13 protein-coding genes are annotated in these 17,168 nt (G+C 73.4%); 8 read left to right on the top strand and 5 right to left on the bottom strand.

The genetic code is table 11. From position 1 onward, the window contains the following. Positions 1-60: 60 nt before the first annotated feature. The 4 genes from dnaG to ABZ478_RS02730 all read right to left on the bottom strand — a co-directional run bounded on the left by dnaG (position 61) and on the right by ABZ478_RS02730 (position 5,665). Complete coding sequence (dnaG, locus tag ABZ478_RS02745; protein ID WP_359544699.1) at positions 61-1,968, bottom strand: DNA primase; 1,908 nt, start codon at positions 1,966-1,968, stop codon at positions 61-63. A gap of 47 nt (positions 1,969-2,015) precedes the next feature. Continuing rightward, the gene (locus ABZ478_RS02740) at positions 2,016-3,281 is read right to left on the bottom strand and encodes an FAD-dependent oxidoreductase (protein WP_359544698.1); all 1,266 of its coding nucleotides are present in this window, start codon (positions 3,279-3,281) and stop codon (positions 2,016-2,018) included. Positions 3,282-3,359: 78 nt separating this feature from the next. Next, on the bottom strand, positions 3,360-4,712 hold the full coding sequence (locus ABZ478_RS02735; protein ID WP_359544697.1) for a deoxyguanosinetriphosphate triphosphohydrolase: 1,353 nt from the start codon (positions 4,710-4,712) through the stop codon (positions 3,360-3,362). Positions 4,713-4,804: 92 nt separating this feature from the next. After that, on the bottom strand, positions 4,805-5,665 hold the full coding sequence (locus ABZ478_RS02730) for a sirohydrochlorin chelatase (protein ID WP_359544696.1): 861 nt from the start codon (positions 5,663-5,665) through the stop codon (positions 4,805-4,807). A 172-nt stretch (positions 5,666-5,837) separates the two neighbouring features. Here ABZ478_RS02730 and ABZ478_RS02725 point away from each other — a divergent pair, with 172 nt between their 5' ends. Together ABZ478_RS02725 and ABZ478_RS02720 are read left to right on the top strand one after the other, a co-directional pair. Then, positions 5,838-6,515, top strand: a complete 678-nt coding sequence (locus ABZ478_RS02725) for an ElyC/SanA/YdcF family protein (protein WP_359544695.1) — start codon at positions 5,838-5,840, stop codon at positions 6,513-6,515. Positions 6,516-6,618: 103 nt separating this feature from the next. Next, positions 6,619-8,769 (top strand): molybdopterin oxidoreductase family protein, encoded by a 2,151-nt coding sequence (locus ABZ478_RS02720; protein ID WP_359544694.1) that lies wholly within the window; start codon positions 6,619-6,621, stop codon positions 8,767-8,769. A gap of 31 nt (positions 8,770-8,800) precedes the next feature. On the opposite strand, the gene ABZ478_RS02715 is transcribed toward ABZ478_RS02720, so the two are convergent. Further along, entirely contained in the window at positions 8,801-9,232 is a 432-nt protein-coding gene (locus ABZ478_RS02715) for a gamma-glutamylcyclotransferase family protein (RefSeq protein WP_359544693.1), read from the bottom strand. 143 nt (positions 9,233-9,375) lie between these two features. Here ABZ478_RS02715 and ABZ478_RS02710 point away from each other — a divergent pair, with 143 nt between their 5' ends. The 6 genes from ABZ478_RS02710 (at position 9,376) to nirD (ending at position 17,121) form a co-directional block, all read left to right on the top strand. Further along, positions 9,376-11,025, top strand: a complete 1,650-nt coding sequence (locus tag ABZ478_RS02710) for a M4 family metallopeptidase (RefSeq protein WP_359544692.1) — start codon at positions 9,376-9,378, stop codon at positions 11,023-11,025. Positions 11,026-11,422: 397 nt separating this feature from the next. Continuing rightward, positions 11,423-11,998, top strand: coding sequence for a hypothetical protein (locus tag ABZ478_RS02705; protein WP_359544691.1), 576 nt, complete (start codon positions 11,423-11,425; stop codon positions 11,996-11,998). A 157-nt stretch (positions 11,999-12,155) separates the two neighbouring features. After that, complete coding sequence (locus ABZ478_RS02700; RefSeq protein WP_359544690.1) at positions 12,156-12,776, top strand: class F sortase; 621 nt, start codon at positions 12,156-12,158, stop codon at positions 12,774-12,776. A gap of 174 nt (positions 12,777-12,950) precedes the next feature. Continuing rightward, positions 12,951-14,165: an FAD-dependent oxidoreductase gene (locus ABZ478_RS02695; protein ID WP_359544689.1), complete on the top strand. Its 1,215-nt coding sequence runs from the start codon at positions 12,951-12,953 to the stop codon at positions 14,163-14,165. Further along, positions 14,165-16,774, top strand: coding sequence for a nitrite reductase large subunit NirB (gene nirB, locus ABZ478_RS02690; protein WP_359544688.1), 2,610 nt, complete (start codon positions 14,165-14,167; stop codon positions 16,772-16,774). Before ABZ478_RS02695 ends, nirB begins: the two co-directional genes overlap by 1 nt. Next, positions 16,771-17,121, top strand: coding sequence for a nitrite reductase small subunit NirD (gene nirD, locus ABZ478_RS02685; RefSeq protein WP_359544687.1), 351 nt, complete (start codon positions 16,771-16,773; stop codon positions 17,119-17,121). Before nirB ends, nirD begins: the two co-directional genes overlap by 4 nt. Positions 17,122-17,168 lie beyond the last annotated feature (47 nt).

Here is a 17,168-nt window from a genome sequence, read left to right as displayed (position 1 = left end):
GACTATGCGACCGGCAACTGCGGCCCGCCGCGGCTCGTGGAGCGGCCGGGGGCCGGGCCCTCACAGGGCCGAGGCGCCCCGTTCGCGCAGGGCCTGGTCGTACTGCTGGAGGACCCACATCTCGTTCTGCACGGCGGCCAGTTGGGCCGGGTCGCCGCCGCTGGACAGGCGGGTCAGCTGGGACTGGATGTCGCGGATGCGGCGCTCCACGGCGCGGCGGCGGATCTGCACCAGCACCGTGCCCGCGTACGTCTCGTCGACCGTGCGGCGCAGGATCGGCTCGACGGCGAGTTCGGTGACCATCGCGCGGGCGGTGTCGTCGGGCGCGGCGTCCCGGACGCGGACCAGGTACTCCTGCCCGTCCTCGACGCCGTACTCGGAGCCGCCCGCCTCCGCGATGGTCTGGCGTACGGCGGCGTAGGGCGGGGCGGTGAACTCGTCCACGCCGTACGCGTCGAAGGCCGGGGAGACCAGATCGGGGCGCTGGAGGGCGAGTTTGAGCAGTTCGCGCTCGGCGGCGTAGACGGGGTTGCGCAGGGTGAGGGCGGGGCCGGTCGGGGCCGCGGGGTGCGGTCCGGTCTCCCACTGCTGCCGCGGGCCGCGGGGCTGCTGCTGAGGGCCGCCCTTGCCGCGCTCACGGGCCCAGCGGGCGAGCTGGGCGACCCGCTTGACCACGAACTGGGTGTCGAGGATGCCGAGCATCCCGGCCAGCTCGACGGCGACCTCGTGCTGGGCGCCGCTGTTCTTGATGCGGGCGACGATGGGGGCGGCCTCGTCCAGGGCGGCGGCCCGGCCGGCCGGGGTGTCCAGGTCGTAGCGGGCGACGATCTGGCGCAGTGCGAACTCGAAGAGCGGGGTGCGCGGTTCGGCCAGGTCGGCGACCGCCTCGTCGCCCTTGGCCAGGCGCAGCTCGCAGGGGTCCATGCCGTCGGGGGCGATGGCGATGTAGGTCTCGGCGGCGAACTTCTGGTCGTCCTCGAAGGCGCGCAGGGCCGCCTTCTGGCCGGCCGCGTCACCGTCGAAGGTGAAGATCACCCGGGCGGAGCCGTTGTCCATGAGGAGCCGGCGGAGGATCTTGATGTGGTCGCCGCCGAAGGCCGTGCCGCAGGTGGCGATGGCCGTGGTGACCCCGGCCAGGTGGCAGGCCATGACGTCGGTGTAGCCCTCGACGACGACGGCCCTGCTGGTCTTGGCGATGTGCTGCTTGGCCAGGTCGATGCCGTACAGGACTTGGGACTTCTTGTAGATCGCCGTATCGGGCGTGTTCAGGTACTTCGGCCCGTTGTCCGCCTCGTACAGCTTGCGGGCGCCGAAGCCGACGACCTCGCCGCCGATGTCCCGGATGGGCCACATCAGACGCCCTCGGAACCGGTCGATGGGGCCGCGCCGGCCCTCCTGGGAGAGGCCGGAGAGCAGCAGCTCCTTGTCGGTGAAGCCCTTGCCGCGCAGATGGCGGGTGAGGTGGTCCCAGCCCTGGGGGCTGTAGCCGACGCCGAAGTGGACGGCGGCGGCCTGGTCGAAGCCGCGCTCGGCGAGGAAGACCCGGCCGGTCTCGGCCTCGGCGGAGCCCGCGAGCTGTTCCGCGTACCACTGGGCGGCGATCTTGTGTGCCTCGACCAGACGGATGCGCTCGCCGCGCTGGTGGGCGGGGTTGTACCCGCCCTCCTCGTAGCGCAGGGTGATGCCGGCCTGGGCGGCGAGCCGCTCCACCGCCTCCGAGAAGGAGAGGTGGTCCACCTTCATGACGAAGGTGATGGTGTCGCCGCCCTCCTGGCAGCCGAAGCAGTGGAAGAGTCCCTTGCTCGGGCTGACCTGGAAGGACGGCGACTTCTCGTCGTGGAAGGGGCAGAGACCCTTGAGGTTGCCGCCACCGGCGTTGCGCAGCTGGAGGTACTCGGAGACCACGGCGTCGATCGGGACCGCGTCCCGTACCGCCTTCACGTCCTCGTCGTTGATCCGTCCTGCCACGATGCGATTCTACGGGGCCGGACCGACACTCCCCCGCGCCGCGGAGATCAGGAAGCGAGGCCGTCGAGGGGTACGTGGGGGTCGGCGAGCGCGTCGGTGTCCACCCGGGCCCGGGAACGGATGAGGTTCTGGACGGTCTCTGTGACATCCCACACGTTCACGTTCATTCCGGCCAGGACCCGGCCCTCCCGGACCCAGAACGCGATGAACTCCCGCTTGCCCGCGTCACCCCGGATGACCACCTGGTCGTACGACCCGGGCGGCGCCCAGCCGCTGTACTCCATGCCGAGGTCGTACTGGTCGGTGAAGAAGTAGGGCACGCGGTCGTAGGTGACGTCCCTGCCGAGCATCGCGCGGGCGGCGGCCGGGCCGCCGTTCAGGGCGTTGGCCCAGTGCTCCACGCGGAGCCGGGTGTCGAACAGGGCGTGCGGGAAGGAGGCGACGTCACCGGCCGCGTGGATGTCCGGATCGGACGTCCGCAGCCGTTCGTCCACCACGACCCCGCCCCCGTGCGCCCGGTCGGCCAGCTCCAGGCCCGCCGCCTCGGCGAGGGCGGTCCGCGGGGCCGCGCCGATCGCCGCGAGCACCGCGTGGGCGGGGTGCTCCTCGCCGTCGTCGGTGCGGGCGGCGAGGACCACGCCGTCCTGGCCGACGATCTCGGTGAGCCGCACCCCGAAGCGGAAGCGGACGCCGTGGGCGCGGTGCAGCTCCGCGAAGACGTTGCCCAGCTCGGGGCCGAGGACGCCGTGCAGCGGAGTGGGCGCGGCCTGGATCACGGTGACCTCGGCGCCGTACTCGCGGGCGGCCGCCGCGACCTCCAGGCCGATCCAGCCGGCGCCGGCGATCACCAGGTGCCCGTTGTCCCGGCCGAGCGCGGCCAGGACGCCCTTGAGCCGCTCGGCGTGGGCGAGGCGGCGCAGATGGTGGACGCCCGCCAGGTCGGTGCCGGGGATGTCGAGGCGGCGGGGTTCCGCGCCGGTGGCGAGCAGCAGCTTGTCGTAGTGGACGAGGGTGCCGTCGTCGCCGAAACGGACCGTCTTCGCGGCGCGGTCGATCCGGTCCACGGTCTGGCCGAGGTGCAGCTCGACGTCGTTGCGCGCGTACCAGGCGGGTTCGTGCACGAAGACGCTGTCCCGCTCCTCCTTGCCGAGCAGGTAGCCCTTGGACAGCGGGGGACGCTCGTACGGGTGGTCGCGCTCGTCGCAGATCAGTATCACCCGGCCGGTGAAGCCCTCCGCACGGAGCGTCTCGGCCGCCTTGGCGCCGGCGAGGCCGCCTCCGACGATGACGAACGTCTGATCCGCGTCGACCACTTGATGCCTCCTCGTAAGGGTGCCGCCACATGCGAGCGTCCCGCACCGGGCGTGCTGCGGGAAGAGGGAGTGCCCCGATCAGGCCACTGTGGGGGCACTTTCCTGCTGGATATGCCCCGTCAGTCTCGCGTGCAGCGAGCGGGCGGAGGCGTCGGTCAGGGAGGCGATCTGGTCGACGATCACCCGCTTGCGCGCGTGGTCGTCGGGCGCCTCGTCGAACAGGGCCCGGAACTGGGGGTCGAGGCCGTCCGGCGCGCGGGCGGTGAGCGCCTCGGCCAGCTCGGCCACGACCACCCGCTGGTCGGCGCGCAGCCGCTCCTGCTCGGCGCGCTGCATGACGTACCGGTCGGCGACCGCCTTGAGCACCGCGCACTCCATCCGGGTCTCGCGGGGCACGACGAGTTCGGCGCCGTAGCGGGTGAGCCGGCCGCCGCCGTACGCGGCCCGGGTGGCGCCCTCGGCGGCCAGGCAGAACCGGCCGATGAGCTGGCTGGTGGCGTCCTTCAGACGGGCCTGGGCGACCGCGGTGCCGTCGTAGCCGTGCGGCCACCACGCCTGGTCCTGGAGCCGGTCGAGGGCCTCGGCGAGCTCGGCGGGGTCGGTGCCCGCCGGGACGTACCGGCCGACGGCGACCTCGAACACCGCCTGCCGCTCGGGTTCGGCGTGCAGGCTGTCGGGGTGGATGTGGCCGGCGTGCAGCCCGTCCTCGATGTCGTGCACCGAGTAGGCCACGTCGTCCGACCAGTCCATGACCTGGGCCTCGAAGCAGGTCCGGGTGCCGGGGGCGGTCTTGCGGACCCAGTCGAACACCGGGCGGTCGTCCTCGTACACGCCGAACTTCACGGACGCCGGGTCGGTGGGGTGGCCGCCGCGCGGCCAGGGGTACTTGGTGGCGGCGTCGAGGGCGGCGCGGGTGAGGTTGAGGCCGACGGAGCCCTCGGGCGTGAACCGCTTGGGCTCGATGCGGGTGAGCAGCCGGAGGGACTGGGCGTTGCCCTCGAAGCCGCCGCAGTCGTCGGCGAACTCATTCAGTGCCTGTTCGCCGTTGTGGCCGAAAGGCGGGTGGCCGAGGTCGTGGGAGAGGCAGGCCGCTTCGACCAGGTCGGGGTCGCAGCCGAGGGCGGCGCCCAGCTCGCGGCCGACCTGGGCGCACTCCAGGGAGTGGGTCAGGCGGGTGCGGGGACTGGCGTCCCAGGCCTGGACGGGGGTCCCCCCGCTCGAACGAAGTTGAGAGTGGGGGAGGGTCCCCGGTGTGACCACCTGGGTCTTGCCGGCCAGGCGGCGCAGGGCCGCGGAGTGCAGGACGCGGGCGCGGTCGCGCTGGAAGGCGGTGCGTCCCGGCCGTTTGTCCGGTTCGGGTGCCCAGCGTTCGGCCGACGCCGGGTCGTAGGCCGAGGGGGGTGCGGTGCCGGTACCTGTGGTGCCTTCCATGACTCGACAGTACGGGGCGGTGGTGACAATCGGTGGGTACGGGGCGCCTGATCGTCCGCCGGGTCGGGGCGCGGGTTCCGCCATCCCTGTCCTCAGGCCGACGCCAGGTCCGCCTCCGTCCGTGCCTGTTCCTGGTCGTAGCGGTGCAGGACCAGGCGGGCCATCGACTCGTGGGCGCCCAGCGGGGCCGCGGCGATCCACGGCGCCGCCTGGGCGCACTGGGTCGCGAACCGCCCCGGTGCGGTGAAGCAGGAGGCGACCGCCACCCGGTCGCGGCCGCGTGCGGCCAGTGCCCGCACCGCGGTGCCGACCGTCGGGGTGGCCGCCGAGGCGTAGGCCGGGATCACGGGGACGCCGAGGCGGTCGGCGAGCAGGCGGGCCGTGCGGCGGGTGTCGGCGGCCGAGTCGGGGTCGCGGGAGCCCGCCGCCGCGAGGACGACCGCGCCCGTGCGGCGCGTGACGGCGTCCCGGGCCGGGGGCCAGCCCGCCTCCAGCAGACGCGCGTGCAGGGTGTCCACCAGCAGCGGGTGCGGGCCCAGCGGGGCGGCCACGCGCGTGCCTGCGGGCGAGGCGGCGGCCATCTCGGGGATGTCCCGCTTCACGTGGTAGCCCCGGCCGAGGAGCAGCGGTACGAGGATCGCGGGGGCCGCTCCGAGTGCGGCCAGGGTGTCCGGGAGCAGGGGCTCGTTCAGCTCGATGTGGCCCAGGTGGACGGGGAGCCCGGAGCGCAGTTCGCGCACCCGGTCCCGCAGGGCTTGTACGGTCCGCAGCGCGCGCGGGTCGCGGCTGCCGTGGGCGACCAGGACGAGGGGGGCCGGGGCGGGGCGGCGGCGTCCGCTCGGCGAGACGAGCCTGAGCCGGTCGGCGAGCCGGCTGCTGATGCTGTTCATGAGCTGCGCCGTGCTGTCGAGGTGGAGGGTGGACTCGTCGCTGAGTGGGTTCGACGCCGTCATGGAACGATCCTGACGTGGGTTCGTTGCGCCGCCGTTGCCGGGCGGTCACGGGTATTTTCCGCGGCTTCACCTCGGACGGATGCACGCTGTGAGGGCGAACCGGGTCGTCCGGGCGAACCGGATCCCCGTGACCCGCGTCCTTCTGGTCGGAACCGATCACCGGGGGGACCGCATGAAGACGCGCCGACCGCGGCTGCCGCGCACCCGCAGGGGGTGGCGGCACCTGGTGCAGGCCGTGATGGCCGGGTGTGTGCTGGCGCTGCTGCCGGCGACCTGGCTGTACGTGTCGACGGCGGACCGGCTGCGGACCGCGGCGGACGTGCCGCGCACCGAGGTCGCGGTGGTGTTCGGGGCCGGGCTGTGGGACGGGGAGCCGTCGCCGTACCTCGCGCACCGCCTGGACGCGGCGGCCGGGCTGTACCGGCAGGGGCGGATCGAGGCGGTCCTCGTCACCGGGGACAACAGCCGCGAGGACTACGACGAGCCCGACGCCATGCGCGCCTACCTGACCCGGCACGGGGTGCCGGACGCGCGCATCGTCAGCGACTACGCGGGCTTCGACACCTGGGACTCCTGTGTGCGGGCCAGGAAGATCTTCGGGGTGGACCGGGCGGTGCTGATCAGCCAGGGCTTCCACATCCGGCGGGCGGTGGCGCTGTGCGAGGCGGCCGGGGTGGACTCGTACGGCCTCGGGGTCGACGCCAAGCACGACACGACCTGGTACTACGGCGGCACGCGCGAGGTGTTCGCGGCGGGCAAGGCGGTGCTGGACGCGGTGTTCCAGCCGGATCCGCGGTTCCTCGGGCCGAAGGAGCCCGGCGTGGCGCGGGCGCTCGCGTCCGGCCGGTGAACGGGGCCTCACGGCGGACGGGCGGGCGCGGGGAGGTCCGCTTCCCGGCCGTGTAACAAGGAGCCGCCGCGGGCCGTAACACTGCGGAAGCACGCTGGTCGGCATGGAGACCACCTCGACGCCCACCCACTGCCCGTACTGCGCCCTGCAGTGCGGGATGAACATCACGCCTCTGCCCCGGGGCGGCGTCGAGGTGACCGAACGGCCGGACTTCCCGGTGAACCGGGGGGCGCTGTGCGGCAAGGGCCGCACGGCCGCCCAGGTGCTGTCGCCGGCGGCCCGGCTGACCTCGCCGCTGGTGCGGTCCGGCGGGAAGCTGGTGGAGGCCGGCTGGGACGAGGCGCTGGACCGGATCGCCGGGGCGCTGTCGGGGGTGCGTGCGCACAGCGGGCCGGACGCGGTAGGGGTGTTCGGCGGGGGCGGGCTGACGAACGAGAAGGCGTACGGGCTCGGCAAGTTCGCGCGGGTGGTGCTCGGCACCTCGCAGATCGACTACAACGGCCGGTTCTGCATGTCCTCGGCGGCGGCCGCCGGCACCAAGGCGTTCGGCCTGGACCGGGGGCTGCCGTTCCCGCTGGAGGACATCCCGCGCACCGGCTGCGTCGTCCTGGTCGGCTCCAACCTCGCCGAGACGATGCCGCCGTCGCTGCGCTTCTTCAGCGAACTGCGTGCCAACGGCGGCACGCTGATCGTCGTCGATCCGCGCCGCACGAAGACGGCCGAGCAGGCCGATCTGCACCTGGCGCCCCGGCCGGGCACCGATCTCGCCCTCGCCCTGGGCCTGCTGCACCTGGTGGTGGCCGAGGGCCGCACGGACGAGGAGTACATCGAGGAGCGCACGTCCGGCTGGGAGGAGGCCCGGGCGGCGGCGATGGCGCACTGGCCGGAGTACGTGGAGCGGATCACGGGGGTGTCCGTTCCCCAACTGCGGCAGGCGGTGCGGATGTTCTGCGAGCCGGAGTCCGCGATGGTGCTCACGGCGCGCGGGCCCGAGCAGCAGTCCAAGGGGACGGACACGGTGGGCGCGTGGATCAACCTGTGCCTGGCGACGGGCCGGGCGGGCCGTCCGCTGTCCGGGTACGGCTGTCTGACCGGGCAGGGCAACGGGCAGGGCGGACGTGAACACGGCCAGAAGGCGGACCAGTTGCCCGGCTACCGCAAGCTGGACGACCCGGCGGCGCGGCGGCACGTGGCCGAGGTGTGGGGTGTGGACCCGGACAGCCTGCCCGGCCCGGGGCGCAGCGCGTACGAGCTGCTGGACGCGCTGGGCACGGACATCCGGGCGCTGCTGCTGATGGGGTCCAACCCGGTGGTGTCGGCGCCGCGCGCGGCGCATGTGGAGGAGCGGCTGCGCTCGCTGGACTTCCTGGCCGTGTGCGATGTCGTCCTCTCGGAGACGGCCGAACTGGCGGACGTCGTCCTGCCGGTCACGCAGTGGGCCGAGGAGACGGGCACGACGACCAGTCTGGAGGGCAGGGTCCTGCTGCGCCGCCGGGCCGTCGCCCCGCCCGCCGGGGTCCGCAGCGACCTGGAGGTGCTGCACGGCCTGGCCACCCGGCTCGGTGTGGAGAAGGGCTTCCCGACCGACCCGGAGGAGGTCTTCGGGGAACTGCGCCGCGCCAGCGCGGGCGGCCCCGCCGACTACTCGGGCATCACCTACCGCCGCCTGGCGGACGAGAACGGCGTGTTCTGGCCGTGCCCGGAAGTGCCGGCCGAGGCCGCCTCTGCCGTCGGTGCGGCCACCGGGACCCCCGCACCGGACGGGGCCGCCCCGCCGCCCGCCCACCCCGGCACCCCCCGCCTCTTCCTCGACCGTTTCGCCACCGGCGACGGCCGGGCGCGGTTCACCGCCGTGGCGCACCGGGCCGGTGCGGAGGAGCCGGACGCGGAGTACCCGCTGCTGCTGACCACCGGCCGGGTGGTGGCCCAGTACCAGTCGGGGGCGCAGACCCGCAGGGTGGCCGAGCTGAACGCGGCCGCGCCCGGCCCGTTCGTCGAGCTCCACCCGCGTCTCGCGGCCCGCCTCGGCGCGGCCGAGGGCGACCCGCTGGCGGTCGTTTCCCGGCGCGGCCGCGCCGTGGCCCCCGCCCGCATCACCACCGCGATCCGCCCCGACACGGTCTTCATGCCCTTCCACTGGCCGGGCGAGGGCCGGGCCAACACCCTCACGAACCCGGCCCTGGACCCGACGTCGAAGATGCCCGAGTTCAAGTCCTGCGCGGTACGGGTGGAGCTCCTCGGGCCACCCGCCTAGAACGCCGGACAGCCGCCGAGCCGGGCCCGCCTCAACCGCGTTCCAGCCAGTCCCCGCTCGATATCCGCCGTCCCCCGGTGCGCAGGCGCGTGGCGACGGCGGGGGCCGCCAGGTAGACCCAGGCGCGAGCCGTCGTGCCGTCGGGGCGTTCCACAGGGCGGGCGACCCGTTCGTAGAGGTTGTGGGGGCTGCCCGGGGTGTACTCCTCCAGGCGGTCGAGTGCGGCAAGGAGCCCGGCGTAGGACTTCCCCGACGCGGTGAGGAGTTCGCCGCTGACCGTGCCGCCGGGCTCCTCGACGGCGTAGGGATAGCCGGGGCCTTCGTACAGCGCCGCGCCGCGGAATCGTCCCGGTTCCTCGTGGTCCGTCCGGCCGCGCAGGAACAGGTCGTGGTTGCGCTCGCCGGGGCGAAGGGTGCCGTAGACGAAGAACGGCAGGGAGTCCAGGGCATCCGGAGTGATCACGGAAACGATTCTCCTCCTACGCCGCCTTCTCACACATCTCCATGAAGGCGCTATGGACATGACATGTCATGGCCCCTTAAATCTCAGTCAACACAGCGCCCCCCCGCCCCCACGCCTCGAAGGCGCCTCCCCCAAGGAGACAGATGAGTCGGATACGTCAGCACATCCGGGGTTCCCGTCGTCTCGCCACCGCCGGCGTCGCCGCCACCACCGCCGCCCTCCTGGCCGCCGCCCTCTCCCCCGCCGCCCACGCCGACGGCCGCCCGACCCGGGCCACCGCGGTCGAGAACGCGGCCTCGGCGATCCTGGCACAGGCGAACAGCCTCGGTCTGACCTCCGCCCAGGACACCAGCGTCCGGGACGTGATCGTCGACGGCAACGGCACCCAGCACGTCCGGTACGACCGTACGTACCATCAGCTTCCGGTGCTCGGCGGCGACTTCGTCGTCCACCTGGCGCCGAACGGCGCCTACCGCGGCGCCGACCGCGCGACCAGAACCAGGATCTCGGTCCCCTCCACCACCCCGAAGCTGTCCGCGCCCAGGGCCGCCGACCTCGCGGTGAACGCACTGCGGGCCGCCAACCTCGGCGAGAAGCTGCGGCAGGTGAAGGCCAGGCCCGAGCTGGTCGTCGACGCCCTGCACGGCGCCCCGAAGCTCGCCTGGCGCACCAACGCCGTCGGCCAGGACACGCTCGGCAACCCGGTCGCCCGGACCGTGCTGACCGACGCCCGCACCGGCGCCCAGATCGACGCCTGGGACAGCATCGAGACCGCCACCGGCGACGGCAAGTCGCTGTACAGCGGGACCGTCCCGATGGAGACCACGCAGTCCGGCTCCTCGTACCAGCTGAAGGACCCGACCCGCGGCAACACCTACACCGGTGACGCCGAGGGCAAGACCGACCTGTGCTTCTTCGGCATCTGCTTCAGCCGCGCCCCCGCGACCCTCTTCACGGACGCCGACAACCACTGGGGCACGGGCAGCACCGCCGACCGCGCCTCGGCCGCCGTCGACGCCCAGTACGGCACCAACGAGACCTGGGACTACTACAAGAACGTCCACGGCCGCAACGGCATCGCCGGCGACGGCAAGGGCTCGTACAACCGCGTCCACTACGGCAGCAACTACAACAACGCCTTCTGGGACGACAGTTGCTTCTGCATGACGTACGGCGACGGTGACGGCACCACCTTCGGGCCGCTGGTGGCGCTGGACGTGGCCGGGCACGAGATGAGCCACGGCGTGACCTCGAAGACGGCCGCGCTGACCTACTCGGGCGAGTCCGGCGGCCTGAACGAGGCCACCTCGGACATCCTCGGCACGATGGTCGAGTGGTACGCGAACAACTCCTCCGACCAGGGCGACTACCTCATCGGCGAGAAGATCGTGAAGCCGGGCTTCGGCAAGGCCGCCCTGCGCTTCATGGACAAGCCGTCCAAGGACGGCAGCTCCGCGGACTACTGGAGCTCGTCGGTCGGCAACCTCGACGTCCACTACTCCTCGGGCGTCGCCAACCACTTCGCCTACCTGCTGAGCGAGGGCAGCGGCGCGAAGACCATCAACGGCGTCGACTACAACTCCCCGACGTCCAACGGCTCGACGGTCACCGGCATCGGCCGGGACAAGGTCGGCAAGATCTGGTACCGGGCACTGACGGTCTACATGACGTCCTCCACGAACTACGCGGGCGCCCGCACGGCCACCCTGAACGCCGCCAAGGACCTCTACGGCGCGGGCAGCGCGGAGTACAACGCGACAGCCGCCGCGTGGAGCGCGGTCAACGTCAACTAGGCGCCGGCGACGTGCGCGTTGGGCGGCCGTCCCGGTCCAGTGGGTACCGGGGCGGCCGCCCTCTTCGCGCTCCGTGCGGCGCGACCGGGTCCGCTCCCGCCCGCCGTGCCGGCCGCCGGCGCGGCGGGTCCCCGCCGCCTCGCGAGGGGCCGGTCACCCGTTCACCCCCGCCCCGCGCGCCATTCGTGTGCTCTTCCCCGAGCCTCTCTAGCACGCCTCTGACCAGGCACGATTCATCTCCGCTAGCCCGTGTGGGGGTCCCGCGCGCCACCCGTTCAGCGCGTTCCTGACCGAGCGTCAGCAAGCGCCGCGGCCCGACTGCGATTTTCCTCGGAAGGGCAGGGGCGTGCCCCTGAACGAGTCGGAGGAACGAGACGGACCAGCCCTGGGGAGCACCATGCGACGCACCGCCCGTCTGCTGACCGGTACCGCGCTCGCCGTGGCAACGGCGGGACTCGCCACGGCCCCGGCCCACGCCGACGAGGCGGCGGCTCGACTGCGGGGCGCCCCGGCCGCGGCCGGGACCGGCGGCCTGCAGGTGAACCCGACCACCGCGGTGCCCGGCGGCCAGGTCACCGTGAACACCGCGTCATGCGGCCGCAAGGCGACCGCGATCGCCGACGCGGGCGCGGTCGGTGCCGGGACCTTCATGCTGGCGCCCGGCACGAACGAGGGCGAGGCGGTCGGCGGGTTTCAGGTGCCGCCGGGCGCCCAGCCGGGGACGTACGAGATCGTCGCGAAGTGCGCCGAGGGCGACGGGCAGGTCACGGGCGACCTGGTGGTGGCGCTCAGCACGGCGCGCATGGGCGCGGCGTACGAACAGGTGCGGCCGCGGGGAAGCGTGAAGACGGGGGTCGGCGGCGCACTCGGCACCGACCCCGTGCAGACCGCGGCGGGCGTGACGGCTCTGGCCGTCGCCGCCGCGGGCGGTACCTGGCTCCTGCATCGCCGGGCGAGAGGCGACGGGATCTGACGGACACCCTCCGCTGTCCGTCCGCCGGTACCGCACATCCCGCCCCCTCCGGGTCCGACGCCCCTCGCGGCCCGGAGGGGGAGGGGGCCCGCCCCGTGGCGGGCCGAACCGTTTCCGAAGGGCCCGTTCTGGGTGCGCCCCGGAGAGAGGGGATCTCATGCGCAGAGTCGGGGACACCGCCATAGCCGCCGTCACCGTGGTCGCCCTCGGCTCGGGGGCGTGGCTGCTCACCGGCCCGGACGTGACGCACGCGCCGCCGCAGCCGGCCGCCGCCGAGGGCCGGCCCGACCCGGGTGAGGAACGGCTCGGGGCAACCGCGCTGGCCCCCTCCCCGCCGACCCGCATCCGTATCCCGTCGATCCGGGTGAACGCCCCGCTGACCGGCCTCGGCCTCACCCCCGCGGGCAGCCTGGACGTGCCGCCCGCCGGGAACAAGAACCTCGCCGGCTGGTACGAGGCCGGCACCACCCCCGGCGAGACGGGCACCGCGATCGTCGCCGGCCATGTGGACAACGCCGAGGGCCCGGCCGTCTTCTACGACCTGGGCGCCCTGAAGCGCGGAGCCACCGTCGAGATCGACCGGCGCGACGGCGGCGTGGCCATGTTCACCGTGGACGCGGTGGAGGTGTACCCGGCCAGCGCCTTCCCCGACGACAAGGTGTACGGCGCGGCCGCGCGGCCCGAGCTGCGGGTCATCACCTGCGGCGGCGGCTACTCGAAGGCCACCGGGTACCAGGGCAACGTGGTGGTCTTCGCCCACCTGACCGGCAGCCGCTGACGCCCCCCTCCGAGGCCGGCGCGCTCGCCCGAGCGGCATTCGCGCACCTCACAGCCCTCCCCCGGCGTTCCGCGGGACCCTCACACCCCCGGCCCGGCGCCGCTGAGGGCAGCGTTCCCCGCGGGAAACAGAGGTGATGCGGCCGGGTAACGTCGAAGCCGCACGCTGCGTTGCATGACCTCGAATACGCGTGTGGTGGTGATCGGCGCCGGCCTCGCGGGCGTACGGCTCGCCCGGCGGCTCGGTGAGCTGGGCACGCCCGCGCTGCTCGTCGGCGAGGAGGAGCACCGGCCGTACAACCGGGTGCTGCTCGCCGAGGTGCTGGCCGGGCGGTACGCCCCGGAGGTGATCGCCCTGCCCGTGTCCGGCGGGCTCCGGCGCGCCCGGGTCACCGGCATCGACCGGGCGGCCCGGCGGCTGCGGTGCGCCGACGGCTCACAGATCGGATACGGCACCCTGGTGCTGGCCACCGGCTCCAACCCGGTGCTGCCGCCGCTGCGCGGGCTGTTCACCGGCGACCATCAGCTTCCCGAAGGCGTCCACGCGTTCCGCACCATGGACGACTGCCTGGGCCTGTCCAAGGCGGTACGGCCGGGCGCGCGGGCGGTCGTCGTGGGCGGCGGACTGCTCGGGGTGTCCGCGGCCCGTGCGCTGGCCGTGCGCGGCGCTCAGGTGGTGCTCGCCCAGCAGGCCGAGCGGCTCATGGAGCGCCAGCTCGACCCGAACGCCTCCCGACTGGTGCTGCGGCACCTGACGGACCTGGGCGTCGAGGTGCACACCGAGTGCCGGGTGCGGGACGTGCGGTGTGCCGGCGGCGCGGTCCGCTCGGTGGAGATGGCCGACGGGTACGCACTCGACGCCGACCTCGTGGTCCTCGCCTGCGGAGTCCACCCGCGCACCGGTCTGGCGGAACAGGCCGGCCTCGCCGTCCGCAAGGGCGTCCTCGTCGACGACGAGCTGCGCACCTCCGACCCGCACATCCGCGCCATCGGCGACTGCGCCGAGCACGACGGCACGGTCTACGGCCTCGCCACCCCGGCGCTGGAACAGGCCGAGGCGCTGGCCGCCCTGCTCGCCGGCGACGCCGGCACCCGCTACTCGGGCACCCGTTCGCTGACCCGGCTCACCCTCACCGGACCCGACGCCCCCCTCGACCTGGCCGCCTTCGGCGAGACCGAGGCCCGCCCCGGCGACGACGTCGTCCAGCTCGCCGACGCCACCCGGGGCACCTACCGCAAGGTCGTCGTCCGCGACGACCGCCTGGTCGGCGGGGTCCTGGTCGGCGAACTCGGCACCGTCGGCGCGCTCGCCCGCGCCTGGGAGGGAGCGGAGCCGCTCCCCGGTGACGGCCCCCTGCTTCACCTGCTCACCAACGATGGAGGCTCCTGATGACCGCCACCCCGGGGGCCACCCCCACGATCCTGCTCGTCGGCCACGGCATGGTCGGCCAGCGCTTCCTGGAAGCGCTCGCCGAGCGCGGCCTGACCGCCACGCACCGCGTGGTCGTGCTGTGCGAGGAACCGCGTCCGGCGTACGACCGGGTGCAGCTCACCTCGTACTTCTCGGGCCGCACGCCCGAGGAACTGTCCATGACCGACATGGAGTTCATCAAGGACCACGGTATCGAGCTGCACGTCGGCGACCCGGCGGAGACGGTCGACCGCGAGTCCCGTGAGGTGACGGCCCGCTCCGGTCTGGTCATCGGCTACGACGTCCTCGTCCTGGCCACCGGCTCCTACCCGTTCGTGCCGCCGGTGCCGAACAAGGACGCCGCCGGCTGTTTCGTCTACCGGACCATCGAGGACCTCCTCGCGATCGAGGAGTACGCGCGGACGAGGGCGACCACCGGCGCGGTGGTCGGCGGAGGTCTGCTCGGCCTGGAGGCGGCGGGCGCGCTCAAGGGCCTCGGACTCACCTCCCACATCGTGGAGTTCGCGCCGCGCCTGATGCCGGTGCAGGTGGACGAGGGCGGTGGTGCGGCACTGCTGCGCACCATCGCGGACATGGGCCTGAGCGTGCACACCGGTGTGGGCACGCAGGAGGTCGTCGTCGGCGAGGACGGCGCGGTCACCGGCATGAAGCTGTCCGATGGCTCCGAACTCGCCACCGACCTGGTCGTGTTCTCCGCCGGTGTCCGCCCCCGCGACCAGCTGGCCCGGGACTGCGGTCTCGCGGTCGGCGAGCGCGGCGGCATCACGGTCGACGATCGGTGCCGTACCGTCTCGGACCCGCACGTGTTCGCGATCGGGGAGTGCGCGCAGGCGTCGGACGGCCGGGTGTACGGCCTGGTGGCCCCCGGCTACGAGCAGGCGGAGACGGCGGCGGCGGCCATCGCCGGGGACGAGGCGTCCTTCACCGGCGCCGACCTGTCCACCAAGCTGAAGCTGCTCGGCGTGGACGTGGCCTCCTTCGGCGACGCGCACGGCATCACCGAGGACTGCCTGGACGTCGTCTACTCCGACTCCCGCGCGGGCCTGTACAAGAAGCTGGTCATCGGCCGGGACGGCACCCTGCTCGGCGGCATCCTGGTCGGCGACGCGGAGGCGTACGGCACCCTGCGCGCGCTGACCGGTTCGGTTCCCCCCATCTCCCCCGAGTCGCTCGTCCTGCCCGCCGGAGCGGACTCGGGGGCTCAGCTCGGCCCGTCGGCCCTGCCGGACGAGGCGATCGTCTGCTCCTGCCACAACGTCAGCAAGGGCACCATCCGCGGCGCGGTCACCGAACACCGTTGCACCACCGTGCCCGAGGTGAAGAAGTGCACCAAGGCCGGTACCGGCTGCGGCAGTTGTGTGAAGGTGCTCGGGCAGCTCGTCGCCGCTGAGCTGGAGGCGTCCGGCGTCGAGGTCGACAAGGGCCTGTGCGGCTGCTTCGCCCAGACCCGCGAGGAGCTGTACGAGATCGTCCTCGCCCTGCGCCTCACCTCCTACCAGGAACTGCTGGACCGGTACGGCCGCGAGGACGCCCGGGGCAGCGACGGCTGCGAAGTGTGCAAGCCGGCGGTGGCCTCGGTCATCGCCTCGCTCGCCCCGGCGATCGGCGCGAGCGGCTACGTGCTGGACGGCGAGCAGGCGGCCCTGCAGGACAGCAACGACCACTTCCTCGCCAACCTGCAGAAGAACGGCTCCTATTCGGTCGTGCCGCGCATCCCCGGCGGTGAGATCGCGCCCGAGAAGCTGATCGTGATCGGGGAGGTCGCCCGGGACTTCGGCCTCTACACGAAGATCACCGGCGGTCAGCGGATCGACATGTTCGGCGCTCGGGTGGAGCAGCTCCCGCTGATCTGGGCCCGCCTGGTGGACGCCGGCTTCGAGTCGGGCCACGCGTACGGCAAGTCGCTGCGCACGGTGAAGTCCTGCGTGGGCCGGACCTGGTGCCGCTACGGCGTGCAGGACTCGGTCCGGATGGCGATCGACCTGGAACTGCGCTACCGGGGCCTGCGGTCCCCGCACAAGCTGAAGTCGGCCGTCTCGGGCTGTGCCCGGGAGTGCGCGGAGGCCCAGTCGAAGGACTTCGGCGTCATCGCCACGTCGAACGGCTGGAACCTGTACGTCGGTGGCAACGGCGGCGCGACCCCACGCCACGCCGACCTGCTCGCGCAGGACCTGTCCGACGCCGAACTGGTGCGGCTGATCGACCGGTTCCTGATGTTCTACATCCGCACCGCCGACCGCCTGGAGCGCACCTCCACCTGGCTGGAGCGGATCCCCGGCGGCCTGGACCATGTGCGGGACGTGGTGGTGCACGACTCCCTCGGCATCTGCGACGACCTGGAGGCCCTGATGCGGGCCCATGTCGCGCACTACCGGGACGAGTGGGCCGAGACCATCGACGACCCCGAGAAGCTGGCCCGGTTCGTGTCCTTCGTGAACGCCCCGGACACCCCGGACCCAGTGGTCGCCTTCGTACCCGAACGCGACCAGATGAAGCCCGATCTGCCGCTGCTGTCCATCGGCCTGCGACCGGCCGACGACGTTCTGGAAGGAAGCGCCCAGCGATGACCCTGGCACCCGAGACGACCGATCTGCTGGTCCAGCTCCGGCTGGAGGACGGCTGGTTCACCGTGTGCGACCTGCACCGGCTGGTGCCCGGCCGCGGCATCGCCGCCCTGCTGCCGGACGGCCGCCAGGTGGCGGTGTTCCGGGACCGCGCGGACCGGCTGTACGGCATCGACAACCGCGACCCGTTCAGCGGCGCCGCCGTCCTCTCCCGCGGCCTGACCGGCACCCACCGGGGCCGCCCGTTCGTGGCCTCCCCGCTGCTGAAGCAGCGTTTCGACCTGGAGACCGGGCAGTGCCTGGACGACGAGTCGGTCCGGGTGACGGCGTACGAGGTGCGCAGCGCCTGAGTCGGTGGGCGGGACGGTGGTGCCCGGGCACAGCGGTGGCCCGGGCG

This window comes from Streptomyces sp. NPDC005706, from assembly GCF_040631045.1.
GTDB lineage: Bacteria > Actinomycetota > Actinomycetes > Streptomycetales > Streptomycetaceae > Streptomyces.
Note: the sequence above shows the minus strand (reverse complement) of the source record. Positions and strands in the feature narration are given on the sequence as shown.

Coding starts and splice junctions, on each gene's coding strand:
- ABZ478_RS02695 (WP_359544689.1), top strand. CDS start 12,951: ATGACCTCGAATACGCGTGTGGTGGTGATCGGCGCCGGCCTCGCGGGC.
- ABZ478_RS02725 (WP_359544695.1), top strand. CDS start 5,838: ATGAAGACGCGCCGACCGCGGCTGCCGCGCACCCGCAGGGGGTGGCGG.
- nirD (WP_359544687.1), top strand. CDS start 16,771: ATGACCCTGGCACCCGAGACGACCGATCTGCTGGTCCAGCTCCGGCTG.
- ABZ478_RS02710 (WP_359544692.1), top strand. CDS start 9,376: ATGAGTCGGATACGTCAGCACATCCGGGGTTCCCGTCGTCTCGCCACC.
- ABZ478_RS02730 (WP_359544696.1), bottom strand. CDS start 5,665: ATGACGGCGTCGAACCCACTCAGCGACGAGTCCACCCTCCACCTCGAC.
- ABZ478_RS02720 (WP_359544694.1), top strand. CDS start 6,619: ATGGAGACCACCTCGACGCCCACCCACTGCCCGTACTGCGCCCTGCAG.
- ABZ478_RS02735 (WP_359544697.1), bottom strand. CDS start 4,712: ATGGAAGGCACCACAGGTACCGGCACCGCACCCCCCTCGGCCTACGAC.
- nirB (WP_359544688.1), top strand. CDS start 14,165: ATGACCGCCACCCCGGGGGCCACCCCCACGATCCTGCTCGTCGGCCAC.
- ABZ478_RS02705 (WP_359544691.1), top strand. CDS start 11,423: ATGCGACGCACCGCCCGTCTGCTGACCGGTACCGCGCTCGCCGTGGCA.
- ABZ478_RS02700 (WP_359544690.1), top strand. CDS start 12,156: ATGCGCAGAGTCGGGGACACCGCCATAGCCGCCGTCACCGTGGTCGCC.